16 protein-coding genes are annotated in these 19,614 nt (G+C 59.8%); 14 read left to right on the top strand and 2 right to left on the bottom strand.

Going from position 1 to position 19,614, the window contains the following annotated elements:
* The first annotated feature begins 214 nt into the window (after positions 1 to 214).
* The 13 genes from AO277_RS17450 to AO277_RS17390 all read left to right on the top strand — a co-directional run bounded on the left by AO277_RS17450 (position 215) and on the right by AO277_RS17390 (position 15,232).
* Positions 215 to 1,837, top strand: a complete 1,623-nt coding sequence (locus AO277_RS17450) for a methyl-accepting chemotaxis protein (protein ID WP_044317326.1) — start codon at positions 215 to 217, stop codon at positions 1,835 to 1,837.
* An 8-nt stretch (positions 1,838 to 1,845) separates the two neighbouring features.
* Entirely contained in the window at positions 1,846 to 2,382 is a 537-nt protein-coding gene (locus AO277_RS17445; protein WP_002554767.1) for a chemotaxis protein CheW, read from the top strand.
* Positions 2,379 to 3,665 carry a CheR family methyltransferase gene (locus tag AO277_RS17440; protein WP_044317327.1) on the top strand — a complete coding sequence of 429 codons (1,287 nt, stop codon included), beginning with the start codon at positions 2,379 to 2,381 and terminating at the stop codon, positions 3,663 to 3,665. The genes AO277_RS17445 and AO277_RS17440 overlap by 4 nt, the downstream gene beginning before the upstream one ends.
* Complete coding sequence (locus tag AO277_RS17435; protein WP_002554765.1) at positions 3,665 to 4,354, top strand: chemotaxis protein CheW; 690 nt, start codon at positions 3,665 to 3,667, stop codon at positions 4,352 to 4,354. Before AO277_RS17440 ends, AO277_RS17435 begins: the two co-directional genes overlap by 1 nt.
* The gene (locus AO277_RS17430) at positions 4,351 to 6,738 is read left to right on the top strand and encodes a hybrid sensor histidine kinase/response regulator (protein WP_044317328.1); all 2,388 of its coding nucleotides are present in this window, start codon (positions 4,351 to 4,353) and stop codon (positions 6,736 to 6,738) included. Before AO277_RS17435 ends, AO277_RS17430 begins: the two co-directional genes overlap by 4 nt.
* Positions 6,735 to 7,745 carry a chemotaxis response regulator protein-glutamate methylesterase gene (locus tag AO277_RS17425; protein ID WP_044317329.1) on the top strand — a complete coding sequence of 337 codons (1,011 nt, stop codon included), beginning with the start codon at positions 6,735 to 6,737 and terminating at the stop codon, positions 7,743 to 7,745. Before AO277_RS17430 ends, AO277_RS17425 begins: the two co-directional genes overlap by 4 nt.
* A 45-nt stretch (positions 7,746 to 7,790) precedes the next feature.
* Entirely contained in the window at positions 7,791 to 8,795 is a 1,005-nt protein-coding gene (locus AO277_RS17420) for a response regulator (RefSeq protein ID WP_002554762.1), read from the top strand.
* A 117-nt stretch (positions 8,796 to 8,912) separates the two neighbouring features.
* Positions 8,913 to 10,008, top strand: a protein-coding gene (gene prfB / locus AO277_RS17415) for a peptide chain release factor 2 (RefSeq protein WP_099259081.1) whose coding sequence is annotated in 2 segments (ribosomal slippage) — positions 8,913 to 8,984 and positions 8,986 to 10,008 — 1,095 coding nt in all. Because the reading frame shifts where the segments join, the coding sequence is not laid out codon by codon here.
* 69 nt (positions 10,009 to 10,077) lie between these two features.
* Entirely contained in the window at positions 10,078 to 11,580 is a 1,503-nt protein-coding gene (gene lysS, locus AO277_RS17410; protein ID WP_005732488.1) for a lysine--tRNA ligase, read from the top strand.
* Between the two features lie 77 nt (positions 11,581 to 11,657).
* Positions 11,658 to 12,383: a TetR/AcrR family transcriptional regulator gene (locus tag AO277_RS17405; RefSeq protein ID WP_005743405.1), complete on the top strand. Its 726-nt coding sequence runs from the start codon at positions 11,658 to 11,660 to the stop codon at positions 12,381 to 12,383.
* Positions 12,384 to 12,473: 90 nt separating this feature from the next.
* Positions 12,474 to 13,793, top strand: coding sequence for a flavohemoglobin expression-modulating QEGLA motif protein (locus AO277_RS17400; RefSeq protein ID WP_180273454.1), 1,320 nt, complete (start codon positions 12,474 to 12,476; stop codon positions 13,791 to 13,793).
* A gap of 225 nt (positions 13,794 to 14,018) precedes the next feature.
* On the top strand, positions 14,019 to 14,915 hold the full coding sequence (locus AO277_RS17395) for an alpha/beta hydrolase (protein ID WP_044317331.1): 897 nt from the start codon (positions 14,019 to 14,021) through the stop codon (positions 14,913 to 14,915).
* Positions 14,912 to 15,232: a PA3694 family proteiin gene (locus AO277_RS17390; RefSeq protein ID WP_002554756.1), complete on the top strand. Its 321-nt coding sequence runs from the start codon at positions 14,912 to 14,914 to the stop codon at positions 15,230 to 15,232. Before AO277_RS17395 ends, AO277_RS17390 begins: the two co-directional genes overlap by 4 nt.
* A 77-nt stretch (positions 15,233 to 15,309) precedes the next feature.
* Here AO277_RS17390 and lptF read toward each other — a convergent pair whose 3' ends face one another.
* A complete protein-coding gene (gene lptF, locus AO277_RS17385; RefSeq protein WP_002554755.1) occupies positions 15,310 to 16,092 on the bottom strand; it encodes a lipotoxin F family OmpA-related lipoprotein LptF in 783 nt (260 codons plus the stop codon).
* Positions 16,093 to 16,150: 58 nt separating this feature from the next.
* The gene (locus AO277_RS17380) at positions 16,151 to 16,564 is read right to left on the bottom strand and encodes a DUF4398 domain-containing protein (protein ID WP_004657980.1); all 414 of its coding nucleotides are present in this window, start codon (positions 16,562 to 16,564) and stop codon (positions 16,151 to 16,153) included.
* A gap of 380 nt (positions 16,565 to 16,944) precedes the next feature.
* Here AO277_RS17380 and ppc point away from each other — a divergent pair, with 380 nt between their 5' ends.
* Positions 16,945 to 19,581 carry a phosphoenolpyruvate carboxylase gene (gene ppc, locus AO277_RS17375; protein ID WP_044317332.1) on the top strand — a complete coding sequence of 879 codons (2,637 nt, stop codon included), beginning with the start codon at positions 16,945 to 16,947 and terminating at the stop codon, positions 19,579 to 19,581.
* Positions 19,582 to 19,614: the final 33 nt, after the last annotated feature.

Genomic DNA, 19,614 nt, shown 5'->3' with positions numbered 1-19,614 from the left:
GGCTGCACAGGTTCCTGACGTGTTGTGTTCAAGTAGTGGTGGCAAGTGCCGACAAGAAGGCAGGAAAGCGGGTTAATGAGCAGGTGCCATGATTTGGTTTTTCATTCCCCGTGTACCGGTTGACGGCTGGGCTATACTCACGCCGCTTGGACCGCTCGTCGGTCCGCTTCTTGAACACGGCCCGATGCCGTCGTTGAACTCTTGAGGGCTGACTGTGAAGAACTGGACCTTGCGCCAACGGATTCTGGCGAGTTTCGCCGTCATCATCGCAATCATGCTGTTGATGGTCGTTGTATCTTATTCACGACTGTTTTCCATCGAGTCCAGCGAGGAAGATGTCCGTCTTGATGCGTTACCCGGTGTCTACTACAGCACGCTGGTGCGCAGCGCATGGGGCGAAAGTTACATCCGCACCCTGGAGCTGATTGCCGAAGGGCAGGGGCGTGCGCTGACCAAGCAGGAAAAGGACCAGTTTCAGGGGTTTGACGAAAACCTGCAGGCACAGATGAACGGCTACAAGAAGTCCATCTTCGATGATGCAGACAGAGACAGCTTCGCGCTTTTCGAAAAGCGCCGCGAAACCTATTCGCGCATGCTCGCCGATGTTCACGCCAAGTACGATAGCGGCGACTACGCAGGCGCGCGCGCCGAATTCTATGGCGAAGTGAACCCGGTCTGGCTCACGGGCCGCAAGCAGCTCAATGATCTCATCGTGGCCAATAAACAGCTGGCTGATCAGGCCACCGCCAACATTGTCAACGCCGTGCTGGCTGCCAAGATCAGCATGATCCTGTCGCTGCTGGTGGCAGTGCTGGCGGCTGCGGCCTGCGGGCTGCTGCTGATGCGTTCGATCATGGCACCGATGCAACTGATCGTGCGGATTCTGGACATCATGCGTACCGGAGATCTGAGCACCCGCCTGAACCTGTCCCGCAAGGACGAGTTCAATGCGGTCGAAACCGGCTTCAACGACATGATGACCGAGCTGACTGCGCTGGTTGCGCAGGCCCAGCGTTCTTCGGTGCAGGTAACGACTTCTGTCACTGAAATCGCTGCGACTTCCCGCCAGCAGCAGGCCACCGCTACCGAGACCGCGGCAACCACCACCGAGATCGGCGCGACCTCGCGGGAAATTGCTGCCACCTCGCGCGACCTGGTGCGAACCATGACCGAAGTCACCTCCGCAGCAGACCAGGCGTCGATTCTCGCCGGTTCCGGCCAGCAGGGGCTGGCACGCATGGAAGACACCATGCATCAGGTGATGGGCGCTGCCAATCTGGTCAACGCCAAACTGGCGATCCTCAACGAGAAGGCCGGCAACATCAATCAGGTCGTCGTTACCATCGTCAAGGTGGCCGACCAGACCAACCTGCTGTCGCTTAACGCTGCCATCGAGGCCGAGAAGGCGGGTGAGTACGGCCGTGGTTTCGCGGTGGTCGCCACCGAAGTGCGGCGCCTCGCCGACCAGACCGCTGTCGCCACCTATGACATTGAACAAATGGTGCGGGAAATCCAGTCGGCGGTTTCCGCAGGCGTTATGGGCATGGACAAGTTTTCCGAAGAAGTGCGCCGTGGCATGTTCGAGGTCACTCAGGTCGGCGAGCAGTTGTCGCAGATCATTCAGCAGGTACAGGCGTTGGCGCCCCGTGTGCTGATGGTCAATGAAGGTATGCAGGCTCAGGCTACCGGTGCCGAACAGATCAATCAGGCGCTGGTGCAACTGGCGGATGCCAGCAGCCAGACTGTCGAATCTCTGCGTCAAGCCAGTTTCGCCATCGACGAGTTGAGTCAGGTCGCGGTCGGGCTGCGCGGTGGCGTTTCGCGATTCAAGGTCTGAACACTCCAATGACGGATCAATCGCCGAGGCGCAACGGCACGCCACTGACCACCAGCAAACTCTTTCTGCTGTTTTGCATCGGCGAAGACCGCTATGCACTGGACGCGACAGAGATTGCCGAGATCCTGCCTCGCGTGAAACTCAAGGCAATTGCCCAGGCTCCGCACTGGGTGGCGGGGATCTTTGCCCATCGCGGCGAGATCGTGCCTGTGATTGACATCAGTGCACTGAACTCCGGTCAGCCAGCGCGCTTGCGCACCAGCACCCGCATGGTTCTGGTGCATTATCGGCACGACGACGCGCACCCGGCGCAATTACTCGGGCTGATTCTGGAGCAGGCCACCGAAACGCTGCGTTGCCCGGTGTCACAGTTCAAGGCGTACGGGCTGGACAATCGCCTGTCACCTTACCTGGGGCCGGTTCGGGAGGATGAGCAGGGGCTGCTGCAATGGATTCACGTTCAGGAACTGTTGAGCGAGCCGGTTCGCGAGTTGTTGTACCCGGTGCCGCCAATCGACCTCGAACTGCTTGAGGACGCGCCATGAAGGTCGACGATTCACGCTTCTTCAGCTTCCTCAAGGAGCGTATCGGGCTGGATGTGACCTCGGTCGGCGAGGCGATCATCGAGCGTGCCTTGCGTCAGCGTGCGACGGTCGCCCATTGCCCCGACAGTGATGCGTACTGGCACCTTCTGGTGTCGTCGCCTCAAGAACAGCAGGCGCTGATCGAGGCGGTGATCGTTCCTGAAACCTGGTTTTTTCGCTACCCGGAATCGTTCGTCACACTGGGCATGCTGGCCCGTGAACGTATAGCGAGCCTTGCCGGTGTGCGCCCGTTGCGTATTCTCAGCCTGCCGTGCTCGACCGGCGAGGAACCCTATTCGATTGCCATGGCGTTATTCGATGCGGGAGTCGATGCCAGGCAGTTCAAGGTCGATGCCATTGATATCAGCCCTTTTTCGATTGCCAAGGCCGAGCACGGCATCTATGGCAAGAACTCGTTCCGGGGCAGCGACACCGGTTTTCGCGAGCGGTATTTCAACCCGGTCGCTGACGGGTTTGAAATCGCCGACAGTGTGCGCGCCTGTGTGAGTTTTCAGGCTGGCAACCTGCTCGATCCGAAACTGGCTTCGCAGGTCGCCTATGACATCGTTTTCTGCCGCAATCTGGTGATCTATTTTGATCGGCAGACCCAGCAACATGTGTTCAAGGTCCTCAAGCAACTGACCCGGGAAGACGGCCTGCTGTTCATCGGGCCGGCGGAGGGCAACCTGCTGGCAGGTATTGGCATGCGCTCGATCGGTATTGCGCAATCATTTGCCTTCCGGCATGCGCCAATCGAACCGACAGCTCCGGCTCCGGCTTGGAGCCCGGCTCCGGTAACCGCCCCGGTTGCACCGCGCCCGGCCCCCGATGCACCTGCCAGAGCGCCTGCGCCACGACCTGTCGCACGAACGTCCGCAGCGTTTGCGCCCATCGTCAAGCCGGTTGCTGTCACTGGCAATAGCGAGGTTTCGGCGCTGCTCGACAGGATTGCCGGCCTGGCCAACGAAGGCAAAAGTGCCGAGGCGCAGGCTGCCTGCGAGCGCTATCTGCAACAGCATGAGCCGGTTGCACAGGTGTTTTACTGGCTGGGCCTGCTCAGCGAAGTAGAAGGCAGCGTGGCGCAGGCTCAGGGTTTCTATCGCAAGGCGTTGTACCTGCAACCGCAGCACTCCGAATCGCTGGCCCAACTGGCTGCGTTGCTGGCCGCCCAGGGCGACAGTGCCGGGGCCCGGCGCTTGCAGGACCGTGCTGCACGTGGCGCGAATAAACAAGGAAACCATTGATGACGGGTGTGTCCGGTTTTTCCAGTCTTACCCATGACCAAGCCCTGGATATCGATGACTGCTGGAACCGTATCGGTATTCACGGTGATCGTTCCTGCCCGTTGCTTGAAGAGCACATACACTGTCGCAACTGCGCGGTTTATTCTGCGGCGGCCACTCGTCTGCTGGACCGCTACGCACTGGCCCAGGAATCGCATGAGCAGTTTCAGGGCTCTGTATTGCTACGCGACATACAGACCCGCTCCATCCTGGTATTTCGTCTTGGCGAAGAGTGGCTGGGGCTGGCTTCCCGCTGCCTCTCGGAGGTCGCCCCCAGCCAGACCATCCATTCGCTGCCGCACCAGCGCTCGCGTGCGATGCTGGGTGTCGCCAACGTACGAGGTGCTCTGGTAGCGTGCATATCGCTGGTCGAGCTGCTAGGGCTGGACAGCAATGCAGCGAGTGACCAGTCGGCGCGGGTGGTTCCGCGCATGTTGATCGTTGCTGCTGAAGGCGGCCCGGTCGTGGTACCGGTGGACGAGGTAGACGGCATTCACGCCATTGACGAGCGTGAGCTGGAAGCCGCTTCTGCGTCCGGTACTCATGCCAACGCCCGTTTTACTCGCGGCGTTCTGCAATGGAAAGGCCGAAGCCTGCGTTGGCTGGACGAAGAAGAGTTGTTGTCGGCGGTGCACCGGAGCCTTACATGACGCCAGATCAAATGCGTGACGCCTCACTGTTTGAACTGTTCACGCTGGAAGCCGATGCGCAGACCCAGGTATTGAGTGCGGGCCTGCTGGCGCTTGAGCGTAACCCGACCCAGGCGGATCAGCTGGAAGCCTGCATGCGGGCGGCACATTCGCTCAAGGGCGCGGCGCGCATTGTCGGCGTCGATTTCGGGGTGAGCGTTGCGCATGTGATGGAAGACTGTCTGGTCAGCGCGCAAGAAGGCCGTCTATTGCTGCAGGCCGAGCACATTGATGCGCTGCTGTCCGGCACTGACCTGTTGATGCGTATCGCTACGCCAGGCGGTAATAGCGTCGGTCAGCCCGATATCGACAGTTATGTTGAAAGGCTCAACGCGCTGCTGGCCTCCGGTGCTGGCGCAGCGCGCACGGTCAATACGCCGCTGCCTGACCCGGCCTCGGACGCATTGCTGGCCAGCGCGATGCAGCAGCTTGAGTCTTCAGCCCAAGGGGCTGAGCCAGTAATCAACCCTGTCCTTGATCCACTGACAGCAGAGCCGCGTCCGCCATCCAGGTCCGCCGCCAAGCCGGCTCCGGCTCCGGCTCCGGAACCGGAAGCACCTTTTACCCCCTTGCGTGAACGTCGAGTGGCCGAGGGCGGCGAGCGTGTTTTGCGGGTCACTGCCGAGCGTTTGAACGGGCTATTGGACATGTCCAGCAAATCGCTGGTCGAGACCCAGCGACTCAAGCCGCTGTTGGCCGGTATGCAGCGCCTCAAACGCTTGCAAAGCAGCAGCGACCGCGCGCTTGAAGTGCTGGGTGCGAGCTTTGGCGAAGAAGGCCCCCCGGCTGATGTGCAAAAAGCCCTGGAAGATGCACGTAACCTGCTGTCCCAGGCGCAACAGGTGCTGGTCCAGCAAACCGCAGAGCTGGATGAGTTTGGCTGGCAGTCGGCGCAGCGCGCGCAGCTGCTGTATGACACCGCACTGGCCTGCCGCATGCGGCCCTTCGCCGATGTGCTGAACGGTCAGGCGCGCATGGTCCGCGATTTGGGGCGTGAGTTGGGTAAACAGGTACGTCTGCAGATTGAAGGGGAGAAGACCCAGGTCGACCGCGATGTACTGGAAAAGCTTGATGCGCCGCTGACCCATCTGTTGCGCAACGCGGTGGACCACGGCATCGAGTCGCCCGAAAAACGCGCGGCGTCGGGCAAGGACCCTGAAGGTCTGATTCGTCTGCAGGCATCGCATCAGGCTGGTTTGCTGGTCGTTGAGTTGAGTGACGACGGTGGCGGCGTAGACCTGGAGCGTTTGCGCCAGAGCATTGTTGAACGCAAGCTTTCGCCAGCAGAAACCGCCGCGCAGTTGAGTGAGGAGGAACTGCTGAGTTTTCTGTTTCTGCCGGGTTTCAGCATGCGCGACAAGGTCACGCAAATTTCCGGTCGTGGTGTCGGTCTTGATGCTGTGCAGCACATGGTTCGCCAGATGCATGGCAGTGTCGAGCTGCAACAATGGACGGGCGAGGGCAGTCGCTTCAGGATTGAATTGCCGCTGACGCTTTCTGTAGTGCGTAGCCTGGTAGTGGAAGTGGGCGGAGAAGCCTATGCCTTCCCTCTGGCCCATATCGAGCGCATGCGCGACTTGCAGCCGGATGATATTTTGCAACTGGAAGGGCGTCAGCACTTCTGGGATGAAGAGCGCCATGTCGGTCTGGTCTCGGCCAGTCAGTTATTGAATCGGCCGCCCGCCCAGAATGCCGGCGAAGCGCTCAAGGTTGTGGTTATTCGCGAGCGTGATGCAGTTTATGGCGTAGCCGTCGAACGCTTCATCGGTGAGCGTACGCTGGTGGTGATGCCGCTCGATGCGCGGCTGGGCAAGGTTCAGGACGTTTCGGCGGGGGCCTTGCTCGATGACGGTTCGGTGGTGTTGATCGTTGATGTAGAAGACATGCTGCGCTCGGTGGAAAAACTCCTGAATACCGGACGCCTGGAGCGTATTGACCGGCGCAACCGTCAGGTCGACCATGTATCGCGTAAACGGGTTCTCGTGGTCGATGACTCTTTGACTGTTCGCGAGCTGGAACGCAAGCTGCTGGTCGGTCGCGGTTACGAAGTATCGGTTGCCGTGGACGGGATGGACGGCTCGAATGCCCTGCGTGCCGGGGACTTCGATCTGCTCATCACCGACATCGACATGCCGCGCATGGACGGTATAGAACTGGTGACGTTGCTGCGCCGTGATACCCGTTTGCAGTCATTGCCGGTCATGGTTGTTTCCTACAAGGATCGTGAAGAAGACCGACGCCGCGGCCTGGACGCCGGAGCGGATTACTACCTGGCCAAAGCCAGTTTCCACGATGATGCCTTGCTCGACGCTGTTGTCGAATTGATAGGAGACGCGCAAGGATGAAGATTGCCATCGTCAACGACATGCCCATTGCCATCGAAGCCCTGCGTCGCGCGCTGGCCTTCGAGCCCGCGCACCAGATCATATGGGTGGCGTCCAATGGTGCCGATGCCGTGCAGCGCTGCGTCGAGCAGACCCCGGACCTGATCCTGATGGACCTGATCATGCCGGTGATGGATGGCGTAGAGGCCACCCGTCGGATCATGGCCGAAACACCCTGCGCTATTGTCATCGTGACCGTCGACCGCGAGCAGAACATGCGTCGCGTATTCGAAGCGATGGGGCATGGTGCGCTGGATGTGGTGGATACGCCTGCCATCGGCGGTCCTAACCCCAAAGAGGCGGCAGCACCCCTGCTGCGCAAGATACTCAATATCGACTGGCTGATCGGTCAGCGTGTCGGCCGCGAGCATGTGGTGGCTGCGCCGAGATCGGAGCCGGCGAGGCGCGACAGGCTCGTTGCCATCGGCTCCTCGGCGGGCGGCCCCGCGGCGCTGGAGATCCTCCTGAAGGGGCTTCCGGTGAGCTTTCCGGCAGCGATCGTCCTTGTGCAGCATGTTGATCAGGTGTTCGCGGCCGGTATGGCGGAGTGGTTGAGTTCCGCTTCCGGCCTGCCCGTGCGGTTGGCAAAGGAAGGCGAAACGCCGCAGCCAGGGGTGGTGCTGCTGGCCGGAACCAATCATCATATTCGTTTGCTCAAGGACGGTACGCTGGCGTATACCGCAGAGCCAGTGAATGAAGTCTACAGGCCCTCGATCGATGTGTTTTTCGAGAGCGTAACCCGTTATTGGAGTGGTGAGGCAGTCGGCGTTCTACTGACCGGCATGGGGCGCGATGGTGCGCAGGGACTCAAGGCAATGCGGGAGCGAGGTTTTCTGACCATCGCCCAGGATCAGGCAAGTTCTGCTGTGTATGGCATGCCCAAAGCGGCTGCAGCCATTGATGCTGCTGTTGAGATACGTCCGCTGCCCGCCATTGCTCCTCGCTTGGTCGAGGTATTTACTCAATGACTGCTCAGGTGCATTCACCTGTGGTCGGCGATCAGGAGAAACACTATGCATGACCTGCAGACGGATGAGATCAAGACCCCGGATGAGAACACCGCCATGGTGCTTCTGGTTGATGATCAGGCCATGATTGGCGAGGCTGTCCGGCGTGGGCTGGCTGGCCACGAATCGATCGACTTCCACTTTTGCGCCGACCCGCATCAGGCAATTGCCCAGGCCGTGCAGATTAAACCGACCGTGATTCTTCAGGATCTGGTCATGCCGGGCCTCGACGGTCTGACGCTGGTTCGCGAGTACCGCAGCAACCCGTTGACCCGCGATATCCCGATCATCGTGTTGTCCACCAAGGAAGACCCGCTGATCAAGAGCGCCGCGTTCTCGGCCGGGGCCAACGATTATCTGGTCAAACTGCCGGACAACATCGAACTGGTGGCGCGCATTCGCTACCACTCGCGCTCCTATATGACACTGTTGCAGCGTGACGAGGCCTATCGTGCCCTGCGGGTCAGCCAGCAACAGTTGCTTGACACCAACCTGGTGCTGCAACGCCTTATGAACTCCGATGGCCTGACGGGGCTGTCCAATCGCCGCCATTTCGATGAGTACCTCGAGCTGGAGTGGCGGCGTGCCATTCGCGATCAGGCGCAGTTGTCGCTGCTGATGATCGATGTCGACTACTTCAAGGCTTACAACGACAACTTCGGGCACCTGGAGGGCGACGAGGCCCTGCGTCAGGTGGCGAAAGCCATCCGCAACAGTTGCAGTCGCCCGTCCGACTTGCCCGCGCGCTATGGCGGCGAGGAGTTTGCCATGGTCCTGCCCAATACCTCTCCGGGCGGGGCGCGTCTGCTGGCTGAAAAACTGCGCCAGAGCGTGTCAGGCATGAATATCCCGCATATCGCTCCAACGCCGGGTTCCAGCCTTACTGTGAGTATTGGCGTCGCTACCGTGACGCCGCAGGTCGGGATGCACAGCCGTCAGCTGATTCTGGATGCCGACAAGGGGCTTTATCTGGCCAAGAACAACGGACGCAATCAGGTTGCGGCAGGCTGACGCCGCCAGTGACCGGTAAAATAGGCCTCACAACGCCTGCTCGACGGGCTGCTTTCGTGGCCTTGCCTGGGGTATACTCGTCGGCTTTGAAAATTTCGCCTGCGAGTGCTGCCTACCATGGAAATCAACCCGATCCTAAACAGCATCAAGGATTTGTCCGAGCGCTCCGAAACCATTCGGGGGTATCTTTGACTACGATCACAAACATGATCGTCTGACCGAAGTCAACCGCGAGCTCGAAGATCCAAACGTCTGGAACAACCCGACCTACGCCCAGGAACTGGGGCGTGAGCGCTCCCTGCTGGCGCAGATCGTAGAAACCCTGGACGAAATGTCCTCGGGTCTGGCCGATGCCAAAGACCTGTTGCTGATGTCTGCCGAAGAAGAAGACCAGGCCGCCGTCGATGACGTCGCCGCCGAAGTCGAGCGCCTGCGCGAATCGCTGGAAAAGCTCGAATTCCGTCGCATGTTCAGTGGCGAGATGGACCCCAACAACGCCTACCTGGATATCCAGGCCGGTTCCGGCGGCACCGAAGCGCAGGACTGGGCCAACATTCTGCTGCGCATGTACCTGCGTTGGGCTGACAAGCGCGGTTTCGACGCCACCATCATGGAGCTGTCTGCCGGTGAAGTCGCCGGTATCAAGGGCGCTACCGTGCACATCAAGGGTGAATACGCCTTTGGCTGGCTGCGTACCGAGATCGGCGTTCACCGTCTGGTGCGCAAGAGCCCGTTCGACTCCGGCAACCGTCGCCACACCTCGTTCTCGGCCGTGTTCGTTTCGCCGGAAATCGATGACAACATCGAAATCGACATCAACCCGTCGGACCTGCGCATCGATACCTACCGCTCCTCCGGGGCCGGTGGTCAGCACGTAAACACCACAGACTCGGCGGTTCGTATCACCCACGTTCCGACCAACACCGTGGTCAGTTGCCAGAACGAACGTTCCCAGCATGCGAACAAGGACACCGCCATGAAAATGCTGCGGGCCCGTTTGTATGAGCAGGAAGTGCAGAAGCGCAATGCAGCGTCCCAGGCGCTCGAAGACACCAAGTCCGATATCGGTTGGGGTCATCAGATTCGTTCCTATGTGCTGGACGCCTCGCGTATCAAGGACCTGCGGACCAACATCGAACGCAGCGACTGCGACAAGGTGCTTGATGGCGATATCGACGAATACCTGATCGCGAGCCTCAAGCAAGGGCTGTAAACCGTCAGCCGACACCTCAAGTCCCTCGTCGCAAGACGAGGGCGAACCTGTGATGGAATATTTAAAGACATGAGCGACCAACAACTCGACCCGCAAGCCCTGCAACAGGAAGAAAACACCCTGATCGCCCTGCGCAAGGAAAAGCTTGCTGCAGGCCGTGCCAAGGGTCAGGCCTTCCCCAACGACTTCCGCCGCGACAGCTACTGCAACGACTTGCAGAAACAGTACGTCGACAAGACCAAGGAAGAACTGGCAGAGGCAGCGATTCCGGTCAAGGTCGCCGGTCGCATCATGCTCAACCGTGGCTCTTTCATGGTGATCCAGGACATGACCGGGCGTATCCAGGTCTATGTCAACCGCAAGACCCTGCCTGAAGAAACCCTGGCCGAGGTGAAAACCTGGGACCTGGGCGACATCATTGCTGCCGAAGGCACCCTGGCACGCTCCGGCAAGGGCGACCTGTACGTCGAGATGACCACCGTTCGCCTGCTGACCAAGTCGCTGCGTCCGCTGCCCGACAAGCACCATGGCCTGACCGACACCGAGCAGCGCTATCGCCAGCGTTACGTCGACCTGATCGTCAACGAAGACGTGCGTGAGACTTTCCGCGTGCGCTCGCAGGTTATCGCTCACATCCGCAGCTTCCTGATGAAGCGTGACTTCCTTGAAGTCGAAACGCCGATGCTGCAGACCATTCCCGGCGGTGCGGCAGCCAAGCCGTTCGAAACCCATCACAACGCGCTGGACATGGAAATGTTCCTGCGCATTGCGCCGGAGTTGTACCTCAAGCGTCTGGTGGTCGGTGGTTTCGAGAAAGTCTTCGAGATCAACCGCAACTTCCGTAACGAGGGCGTTTCGACCCGGCACAACCCCGAGTTCACCATGCTCGAGTTCTACCAGGCCTACGCCGATTACGAAGACAACATGGACCTGACCGAGGAGCTGTTCCGCGAACTGGCTCAACTGGTTCTGGGAACCACCGACGTGCCTTACGGCGACAAGGTGTTCCACTTCGGCGAACCGTTCGTGCGCCTGTCGGTGTTCGACTCGATCCTCAAGTACAACCCGGATCTGACCGCTGCCGATCTGCAGGACGTCGACAAGGCTCGTGCCATTGCCAAAAAGGCCGGTGCCAAGGTGCTCGGCTTCGAAGGCCTGGGCAAATTGCAGGTGATGATTTTCGAAGAACTGGTCGAGCACAAGCTGGAACAGCCGCACTTCATCACTCAGTACCCGTTCGAAGTCTCTCCGCTGGCTCGTCGCAACGACGAAAACCCGAGCGTAACCGACCGTTTCGAGTTGTTCATCGGCGGCCGTGAAATCGCCAATGCCTACTCCGAGCTCAACGACGCCGAAGATCAGGCCGAACGCTTCCAGGCTCAGGTGGCCGACAAGGATGCCGGTGACGACGAAGCCATGCACTACGACGCCGACTTCGTCCGCGCCCTGGAGTACGGCATGCCGCCGACGGCAGGCGAGGGGATCGGTATCGACCGGTTGGTGATGCTGCTCACCGACTCGCCATCGATCCGCGACGTCATTCTGTTCCCGCACATGCGCCCGCAAGCGTAATCAATGAAAAAACAGCCGCCTTCAATGGGCGGCTTTTTTTTAGGTGTTTTTCAGGACGATTTAAAAAGGAAGCTGTCGTGACGATTGCCAGAGAAGGGGCCGCCGGAGTAGCGAGCGCGGTGGCCAAAAGTGTCAAGTATCAAGGCCGCAAGGCGGCCCGCGAAGGCAGTGAACAACGCAGACAGGTCATTCTCGATGCGGCCATGCGTATTGTGGTGCGCGACGGCGTGCGCGCTGTACGTCATCGCGCAGTGGCCGCTGAGGCCAGCGTACCGCTGTCGGCAACCACCTATTACTTCAAGGACATCAATGACCTGCTCACCGATGCCTTTGCCCAGTATGTACAGCGCAGTGCCGATTACCTGGCGCGGCTTTGGCAGAACACTGAAGGTATTCTGCGTGAGATGATGAGCCGCAGTTCGGGCAGCCCGACCGACCGTTTTCGGCTGGCTGACGATATTGCGCGTATGGTGATGGAGCATATCCGGCATCAATTGCTGACCCGGCGCGACTACCTGATTGCCGAACAGGCGTTCTACCACGAAGCGCTGATCAACCCGCGTCTGACCCCGCTGGTGATGGCCCATCAGGAAATTCTGCTGCAGGGCAGTTGTCAGTTCTTTCAGGTGATTGGTTCGTTGCAGCCGTATCAGGACGCTCAGGTGTTGACGGGGCTCATCCGGCGCATTGAGTATCAAGGCCTGCTGCATGGCCCACAGCGTCAGGCGGACGAAGAAATGCTCTGTATTCTGACCCGGCAGATGCGTCTGGTTTTGGGAACGCCGCAGCCGGTTCGAGGGTGACTATACTTCGTTCGACGTGCTCTGGGTCGGCGGTTCAGACGGCTTGACGACCCTGCCAATTTCGATATTTTCCAGCGGTGGCGTGTTCTCATGCCGCCGAGCAGTAGCGAAACAGCCAGCCAAGGAGTACCGGTGGACGAGTATCAACAGACTATTCGTGCGTTATCGGATCGGATCGTCGTTGCACAGACGCCGATCCGCATTCTGGATGCAGTTAAATGGGATGAGACAGTTCGCAAGGACTTTCTGGCCGCCAAGGGCAAGGCGCTTCCTGCCGTGGACCGTGCCTATTACGAAAACCGTCCGCTGGGCTTTGATTCGGTCGCCTTGAATCAAGAGTTTCAGAACATCGAGCGGGATGTAACGCGTCAACTCGGGCAGTTCAACCCGGTCGGGCAGATCATGCGCCGCATGTGCCGTGAGTACCGCATGGTGGTGCGTATGCTCGAGGCCCGCGGTACGTCCGACTTCGGCCTGATTTCGCAGGAGCTGTATGGCGCTGCGTCCGATGCCTTTCACGCCGGTGACCCGACGCTGGCCGATCTGGGCCTGATGCTCTCGGATTACCTGAACAACATTGCCGGACGCGGCGACCTGAAGGACGAGCCGAAAACGCTCACGGCCAAGGACGCTGTCTCGCTGCTGCAATCGCGTTTGAACCGTGTGTTCGGTGAGGCCGAGGAGACCATCCGGGTTTTCGAGTCCGACGGTATCGTCGCTGATGCGGCTGCCGGTGCCGACTACATCAAAATCCGCACCGACGCGATGTTCAATGAGCGTGATGTACGGGCGCTGGAGGTTCACGAAGGGCTGGTACACGTCGGCACCACGTTGAACGGGCAAAACCAGCCGATCTGTACGTTCCTGTCCAAAGGTCCGCCTTCATCGACGGTGACTCAGGAAGGCCTGGCGATTCTCATGGAAGTCATCGCCTTTGCCTCCTACCCCAGCCGTTTGCGCAAGCTGACCAATCGCACCCGTGCCATTCACATGGCCGAGCAGGGCGCTGATTTTCTGCAGGTATTCGAGTTCTACCGCGAGCAGGGCTTCGGCATGTCGGAGAGCTACGGCAACGCGAGTCGCGTGTTCCGCGGCTCGGTGCCCAACGGCTTGCCGTTCACTAAAGACCTGTCCTATCTGAAGGGTTTCATCATGGTCTACAACTACATTCAGCTGGCCGTGCGCAAGGGCAAGCTTGAACAGGTGCCGCTGCTGTTCTGCGGCAAGACCACGCTGGAAGACATGCGTACCTTGCGCCAACTGGTAGATGAAGGACTGGTAGTGGCACCCAAATACCTGCCTGAGCAGTTCCGTGACATGAACGCGCTGTCGGCCTGGATGTGCTTCTCCAACTTCCTCAACCACCTGAGCCTGGACCGTATCGAAGCGGACTACTCGAATATTTTGTAGGCCGACCTGACTATCGTGCCAATGCTTCGCGTTGGCACGCAGTGGGTGACGCTCGGCGTCTCAAATCTGCGCCGCGCCGCGCTGCACAGTTAGGATCGGACGCTGAGCGTCCAGAACGGCATTCCCACGCTGGAGCGTGAGGAACGATAATCTTGTAACTATCGTGCCATTGCTCTGCGCCAGCACGGCAGTGATGTGGCGATGAAAACAACAAGGAAACCCCATTTGAAACTGCTCGGCATCTTCACCCTGTTCCTCGCACTCACCGGTTGCAGTTCGATGTTGTTCTATCCCGAGCAAGGTGTTCCGTTCACACCCGACAAGGCGCGACTGCAGTATCAGGATGTGAACCTCACCGCCGCCGATGGTACGCGCCTGCATGGCTGGTGGCTGCCCGCGAAAGAGGGTGTGCCGGTCAAGGGTACGGTGCTGCATCTGCATGGCAACGGCGGCAATCTGTCCTGGCACCTTGGTGGCGTCTGGTGGTTGCCCGAGCAGGGTTATCAGGTGCTGATGCTGGATTACCGTGGCTATGGCGAGTCGCAGGGCGAACCGAGCCTGCCGGCGGTCTATCAGGATGTTCAGGCCGCTTTCGACTGGTTGAACACTGCACCGCAAGTGCAAGGCAAACCCCTTGTGGTTCTGGGGCAAAGCATTGGTGGAGCGCTGGCGGTGCACTACTTGTCAGAACATCCGCAGGAGCGCTCGCGGCTCAAGGCGTTGGTGCTGGACAGCGTGCCGGCCAGCTATCGCAGCGTCGCGCGAAACTCGCTGAGCAAGTCGTGGCTGACCTGGCCATTGAAGACGCCCTTGTCCTGGCTGATCCCGGAGGCCGACAGTGCCGTCAACGGCCTGCCACGATTGGCCGGCACACCGATGCTGATCTTTCACAGCATGGACGACACACTGGTGCCGCTCGCCAACGGTATCGAGCTGTACAAGGCAGCGCCTCCGCCGCGCGTATTGCAACTGACCCGTGGCGAGCACGTACAGACGTTCGCAGACCCTCTCTGGCGTCAGGTGATGCTGCGCTATCTGGACGACCCGACGCATTTCAATGGCCTGCGTCGCCTTGCGCAAGTGCCCGACTACCCGACCCCTGCTACACCGCCAGCGCCATGAGCCGCGACCGTAACGTCAACGGCATGATTCTCAGCGCTGTCGGTGCAGTCATCGGCACCGTCGGCTGTCTGTGGTTTTACGGCTACCTGCACTTCGCAAAGCCTGAGGATGCATTGCTGCTCGGCGAATTCACTCTGCTCAAGACCGTGCCAGGCGAGGACTATAAGATCGCCGCGACGCCAGCTGTCGAGGTAGCGCAATGCGTTGATGGCGTGCTGGTGCTGTTCGACACATCGCGAAAGGGCTTGTCGGGCGTGTTGATCGATGACCACAGGCAAGCGGTGCGGTGCATCGGCCAGCAGACGCCACAGCAATAAACAAGGCGATAAATTTTCGGCATTAAAAAGCCCCGCCTGTATGCGCAGGCGGGGCTTCAGTGCAGCGGCTCAGTCGCTTATTTCATCGACGAGCGCGGTGCAACAGGCTGGTTGTCGTTGGAGATGGTGACTTCCACACGACGGTTCATGGCACGGCCCGAGTTGCTGGTGTTGTCAGCAACCGGATATTCCTTGCCGTAACCCATGGTCACAACGCGTGCTGGATCTACACCCATACGTACCAGTGCCATGCGAACCGAATTGGCGCGGCGCTCGGAAAGCGACTGGTTGTAGGAAGCAGAACCTGTGCTGTCGGTGTAGCCTTCAACGATCACTTTGCGATCAGGGTTTTCCTGAAGGAAAGCAGCCAGCTTGCCGATGTCGCCTTGAGCGGTCGGCTTCAGATCGGCCTTGTTGTAGTCGAACAGCACGTCACCGAAAGTCACCAGCGTACCGCGTTCGGTCTGCTTGGCGTTCAGGCTGTTCTTCAGCGCAGCGATCTGAGCATCACGAGCTTCCAGGCGTGCCTTGGCGCGGTCGGCAGAAGCATTCTGCAGAGCAGCTTCGGAGGTGCGCAGGGCGATGGTCTGCTTGGCCAGCTCTACGCGCTGGTTGGTCAGATAAGACAGTTGGTCAACTTTCTTGACGTCATCATCGTTACGGAAAGCCTGTTCTGCCTTGGCCAGCCATTCGCTGGCGTCTTTGGTTTCAAGCGCCGCGACTTTGGTAGCTTCCGGGTTGGTCTGCAGCGCGGTGAAGTTGCTGCGGGCCTGTTCCAGATTAGGGTTAGGCTTGGTTGCACAGGCTGCCAGGGCAACACTCATGGCCAGCAGAGCAGGGATCATCAATTGTTTACGCATAATAGGGTCGTCCTTTAATCAGTTACGAATTCATGAAAACAGAAAGGGTTCAGGGCAATCACTGCACCTGACGCAGGCCTTCTTCACGGAGTTCGTTGACGCCCTGACGAGCATCCTGCACAGCCTTGGCAGCTTTGGCGGCCTGAGATTTGCGTTCTGCTACACGAGCGTCCCACTCGGCTTGTTCAGCCAGGCGGCGAGCTTCGTCGTACTTGTGATCCTGCATGGCCAGATCAGCTTCTTTGAGCTTGTCCTGAGCCGACTTCATTTCCACCGCTGCGAATTCGGTACCGCCGGCGCTGACAGCGCTGTTGACGGCCGATTGCGAAACTGCATATTGCTCGGATGGCGGGTTACCTGCGCAACCGGCGAGGATAAAGGTGCTACCGAGCGCCAGCGCAGCCAGCTTGAGACCGCGCAGGCCTTTGAACTTGGTTTTGGCAGTTAAGGTGTTCATGGTGATCAACTCCATTGTCTGACTCCGAACGTGGTTATCCATGACAGTTGTTGCATCAAGTCCGGGCATGAGGTCGTACAACCGCCTGCTGCCTTTCGGGCTTTCCTGTAATGGTTAAAGGCTCCGACCTGCGCTGTTTTTGAATAGTTCAGATAAATATCTACTGTGTGGTCAGGAATTTTCAGGGGGCTTCAGGAAGCGGTCAGCATGTCGATCGGCATGTGAGCGGACGTCGCTGCAGGATTAATCAGGCGTTGAGGCGCGGCTTTTTGTTGAACCATTTGTCCAATTGCAGGCTTTTGGTGCACTGTTGGCAATGCGGATTCGAATTCACGTACGCCCGCGCTGTTTTGCGGGTACGCAACTGAGCCCAGACAAAAAACGGGAGAGGAACGATGGCCGATATCGATGCGCGTCTGCGCGAAGACGTTCACCTGCTGGGTGAGCTGTTGGGTAACACGATTCGTGAGCAGCGAGGCGCTGAATTCCTCGACAAGATCGAACGTATTCGCAAAGGCGCCAAGGCGGGCAGGCGCGGTTCTGCAGAAGGTGCCGAGCAACTCAGCGCCAGTGTCGACGGGTTGGGTGATGACGAACTCCTGCCTGTGGCCCGTGCGTTCAACCAGTTTCTCAACCTGGCCAATATTGCCGAGCAGTATCAGCTCATGCATCGCCGTGACGATACCCAGCCTCTGCCCTTTGAGTCGCGGGTGTTGCCCGAGCTGCTTGACCGCCTGAAAACGGAAGGTCACACGCCTGATGCCTTGGCGCGCCAACTGAGCAAGCTGGAAATCGAGCTGGTGTTGACGGCTCACCCCACCGAAGTTGCGCGCCGTACGCTCATTCAGAAATACGACGCCATCGCTGCGCAGTTGGCCGCGCTCGATCATCGCGACCTCAACAGCACCGAGCGCGCACAGATTACCTCGCGCTTGCAGCGTCTGATCGCCGAGGCCTGGCATACCGAAGAGATACGGCGTATCCGTCCCACGCCGGTTGATGAGGCCAAATGGGGTTTTGCGGTTATCGAGCACTCCCTCTGGCACGCCATTCCGAACTACCTGCGCAAGGCTGACCATGCACTGCACGCAGCGACCGGCTTGCATTTGCCGCTGGAAGCCGCGCCGATCCGCTTTGCCTCGTGGATGGGCGGAGACCGTGACGGCAACCCGAACGTCACGGCCAAAGTTACCCGTGAAGTGTTGTTGCTGGCGCGCTGGATGGCGGCTGACCTGTATCTGCGTGATGTGGATAACCTGGCCGCAGAGCTGTCGATGCAACAGGCCAGCGACGCCTTGCGGGCCAGCGTCGGTGACAGTGCCGAGCCTTATCGGGCAGAACTCAAGCGTCTGCGTGAGCGCCTGCGCGCGACGCGCAATTGGGCCAACGCCTCATTGAGCGAGACCTTGCCTGCGCCTGAAGCGGTGCTGCGAGACAACCGCGAGCTGCTGGACCCGCTGCTGCTGTGCTTCCAGTCGCTGCATGAGTGCGGCATGGGCGTGATTGCCGACGGGCCGCTTCTGGATTGCCTGCGCCGTGCCGTCACGTTCGGCCTGTTTCTGGTGCGTCTGGATGTCCGCCAGGACTCCAGTCGCCACTGTGCGGCGATGACTGAAATTACCGATTATCTGGGGTTGAGTCGCTACGAAGAGTGGGACGAGCAGACCCGCATCGACTTTCTGTTGCGCGAACTGAACAACCGCAGGCCGTTGCTGCCAAGCTACTTCAAACCGGCAGCCGACACCGCAGAAGTGCTGGCAACCTGCAGGGTAGTGGCAGCAGCTCCGGCAGCGTCGCTGGGCTCTTACGTCATTTCGATGGCAGGTTCGGCATCCGACGTGCTGGCCGTGCAGTTGCTGCTCAAGGAATCCGGGCTGCAACGGCCGATGCGTGTGGTGCCGTTGTTCGAGACCCTGGCTGACCTCGACAACGCCGGGCCGGTGATCGAGACGCTGCTCGGCTTGCCTGGCTATCGTTCGCGTCTGCACGGCCCGCAGGAAGTCATGATCGGTTATTCCGACTCGGCCAAGGACGCGGGCACTACGGCGGCGGCCTGGGCCCAGTACCGCGCGCAGGAAAAGCTGGTGGAGATCTGTCGCGAACAGCAGGTCGAATTGCTGCTGTTCCACGGTCGCGGCGGTACGGTTGGTCGTGGTGGTGGCCCCGCGCATGCGGCGATTCTGTCGCAGCCGCCAGGTTCGGTAGCCGGGCGCTTCCGGACCACCGAGCAAGGGGAAATGATTCGTTTCAAATTCGGCCTGCCGGACATCGCCGAACAGAACCTCAATCTCTATCTGGCAGCGGTGCTGGAAGCGACCCTGCTGCCGCCACCACCTCCGCAACCGTCTTGGCGGACGATGATGGACCAAATGGCCGCTGACGGGGTCAGCGCCTATCGCGCGGTAGTGCGCGAGAACCCTGAGTTCGTCGAGTATTTCCGTCAGGCAACGCCCGAGCAGGAACTGGGGCGCCTGCCACTCGGCAGTCGCCCGGCCAAGCGCCGCGAAGGTGGCGTGGAAAGCCTGCGCGCCATTCCGTGGATCTTCGCCTGGACGCAGACGCGTTTGATGCTGCCCGCCTGGTTGGGTTGGGAAGCCGCGCTGAGCAAGGCTCTGGAGCGTGGTGAGGGTACGGTGCTGGCGCAAATGCGCGAACAGTGGCCGTTTTTCAGAACCCGCATCGACATGCTGGAAATGGTCCTTGCCAAAGCTGATTCGGACATTGCCCGACTCTATGACGAACGTCTGGTCAGTGCTGAGCTGCAACATTTGGGCGCACATTTACGCGACCTATTGTCGCAGGCGTGCAAGGTGGTTCTGGGGCTGACCGGGCAGAAGCAACTACTGGCACACAGCCCTGACACGCTGGAATTCATCAGTCTGCGCAACACCTATCTCGACACGTTGCATTTGCTCCAGGCCGAGCTGCTGTCCCGCTCCCGCAGTCGCGAAGCCAGTCTGGACAGCCCTCTGGAACTGGCGCTGCTGGTGTCTGTAGCCGGGATCGCTGCTGGTCTGCGTAACACTGGTTGAGCACGCGCGTTACTTTAATTGCCGGGCCGTTTT

Origin of the sequence: Pseudomonas amygdali (assembly GCF_002699855.1) — a bacterium.
GTDB lineage: Bacteria > Pseudomonadota > Gammaproteobacteria > Pseudomonadales > Pseudomonadaceae > Aquipseudomonas > Aquipseudomonas amygdali.
This window is presented reverse-complemented; position numbering and strand designations above follow the sequence as displayed.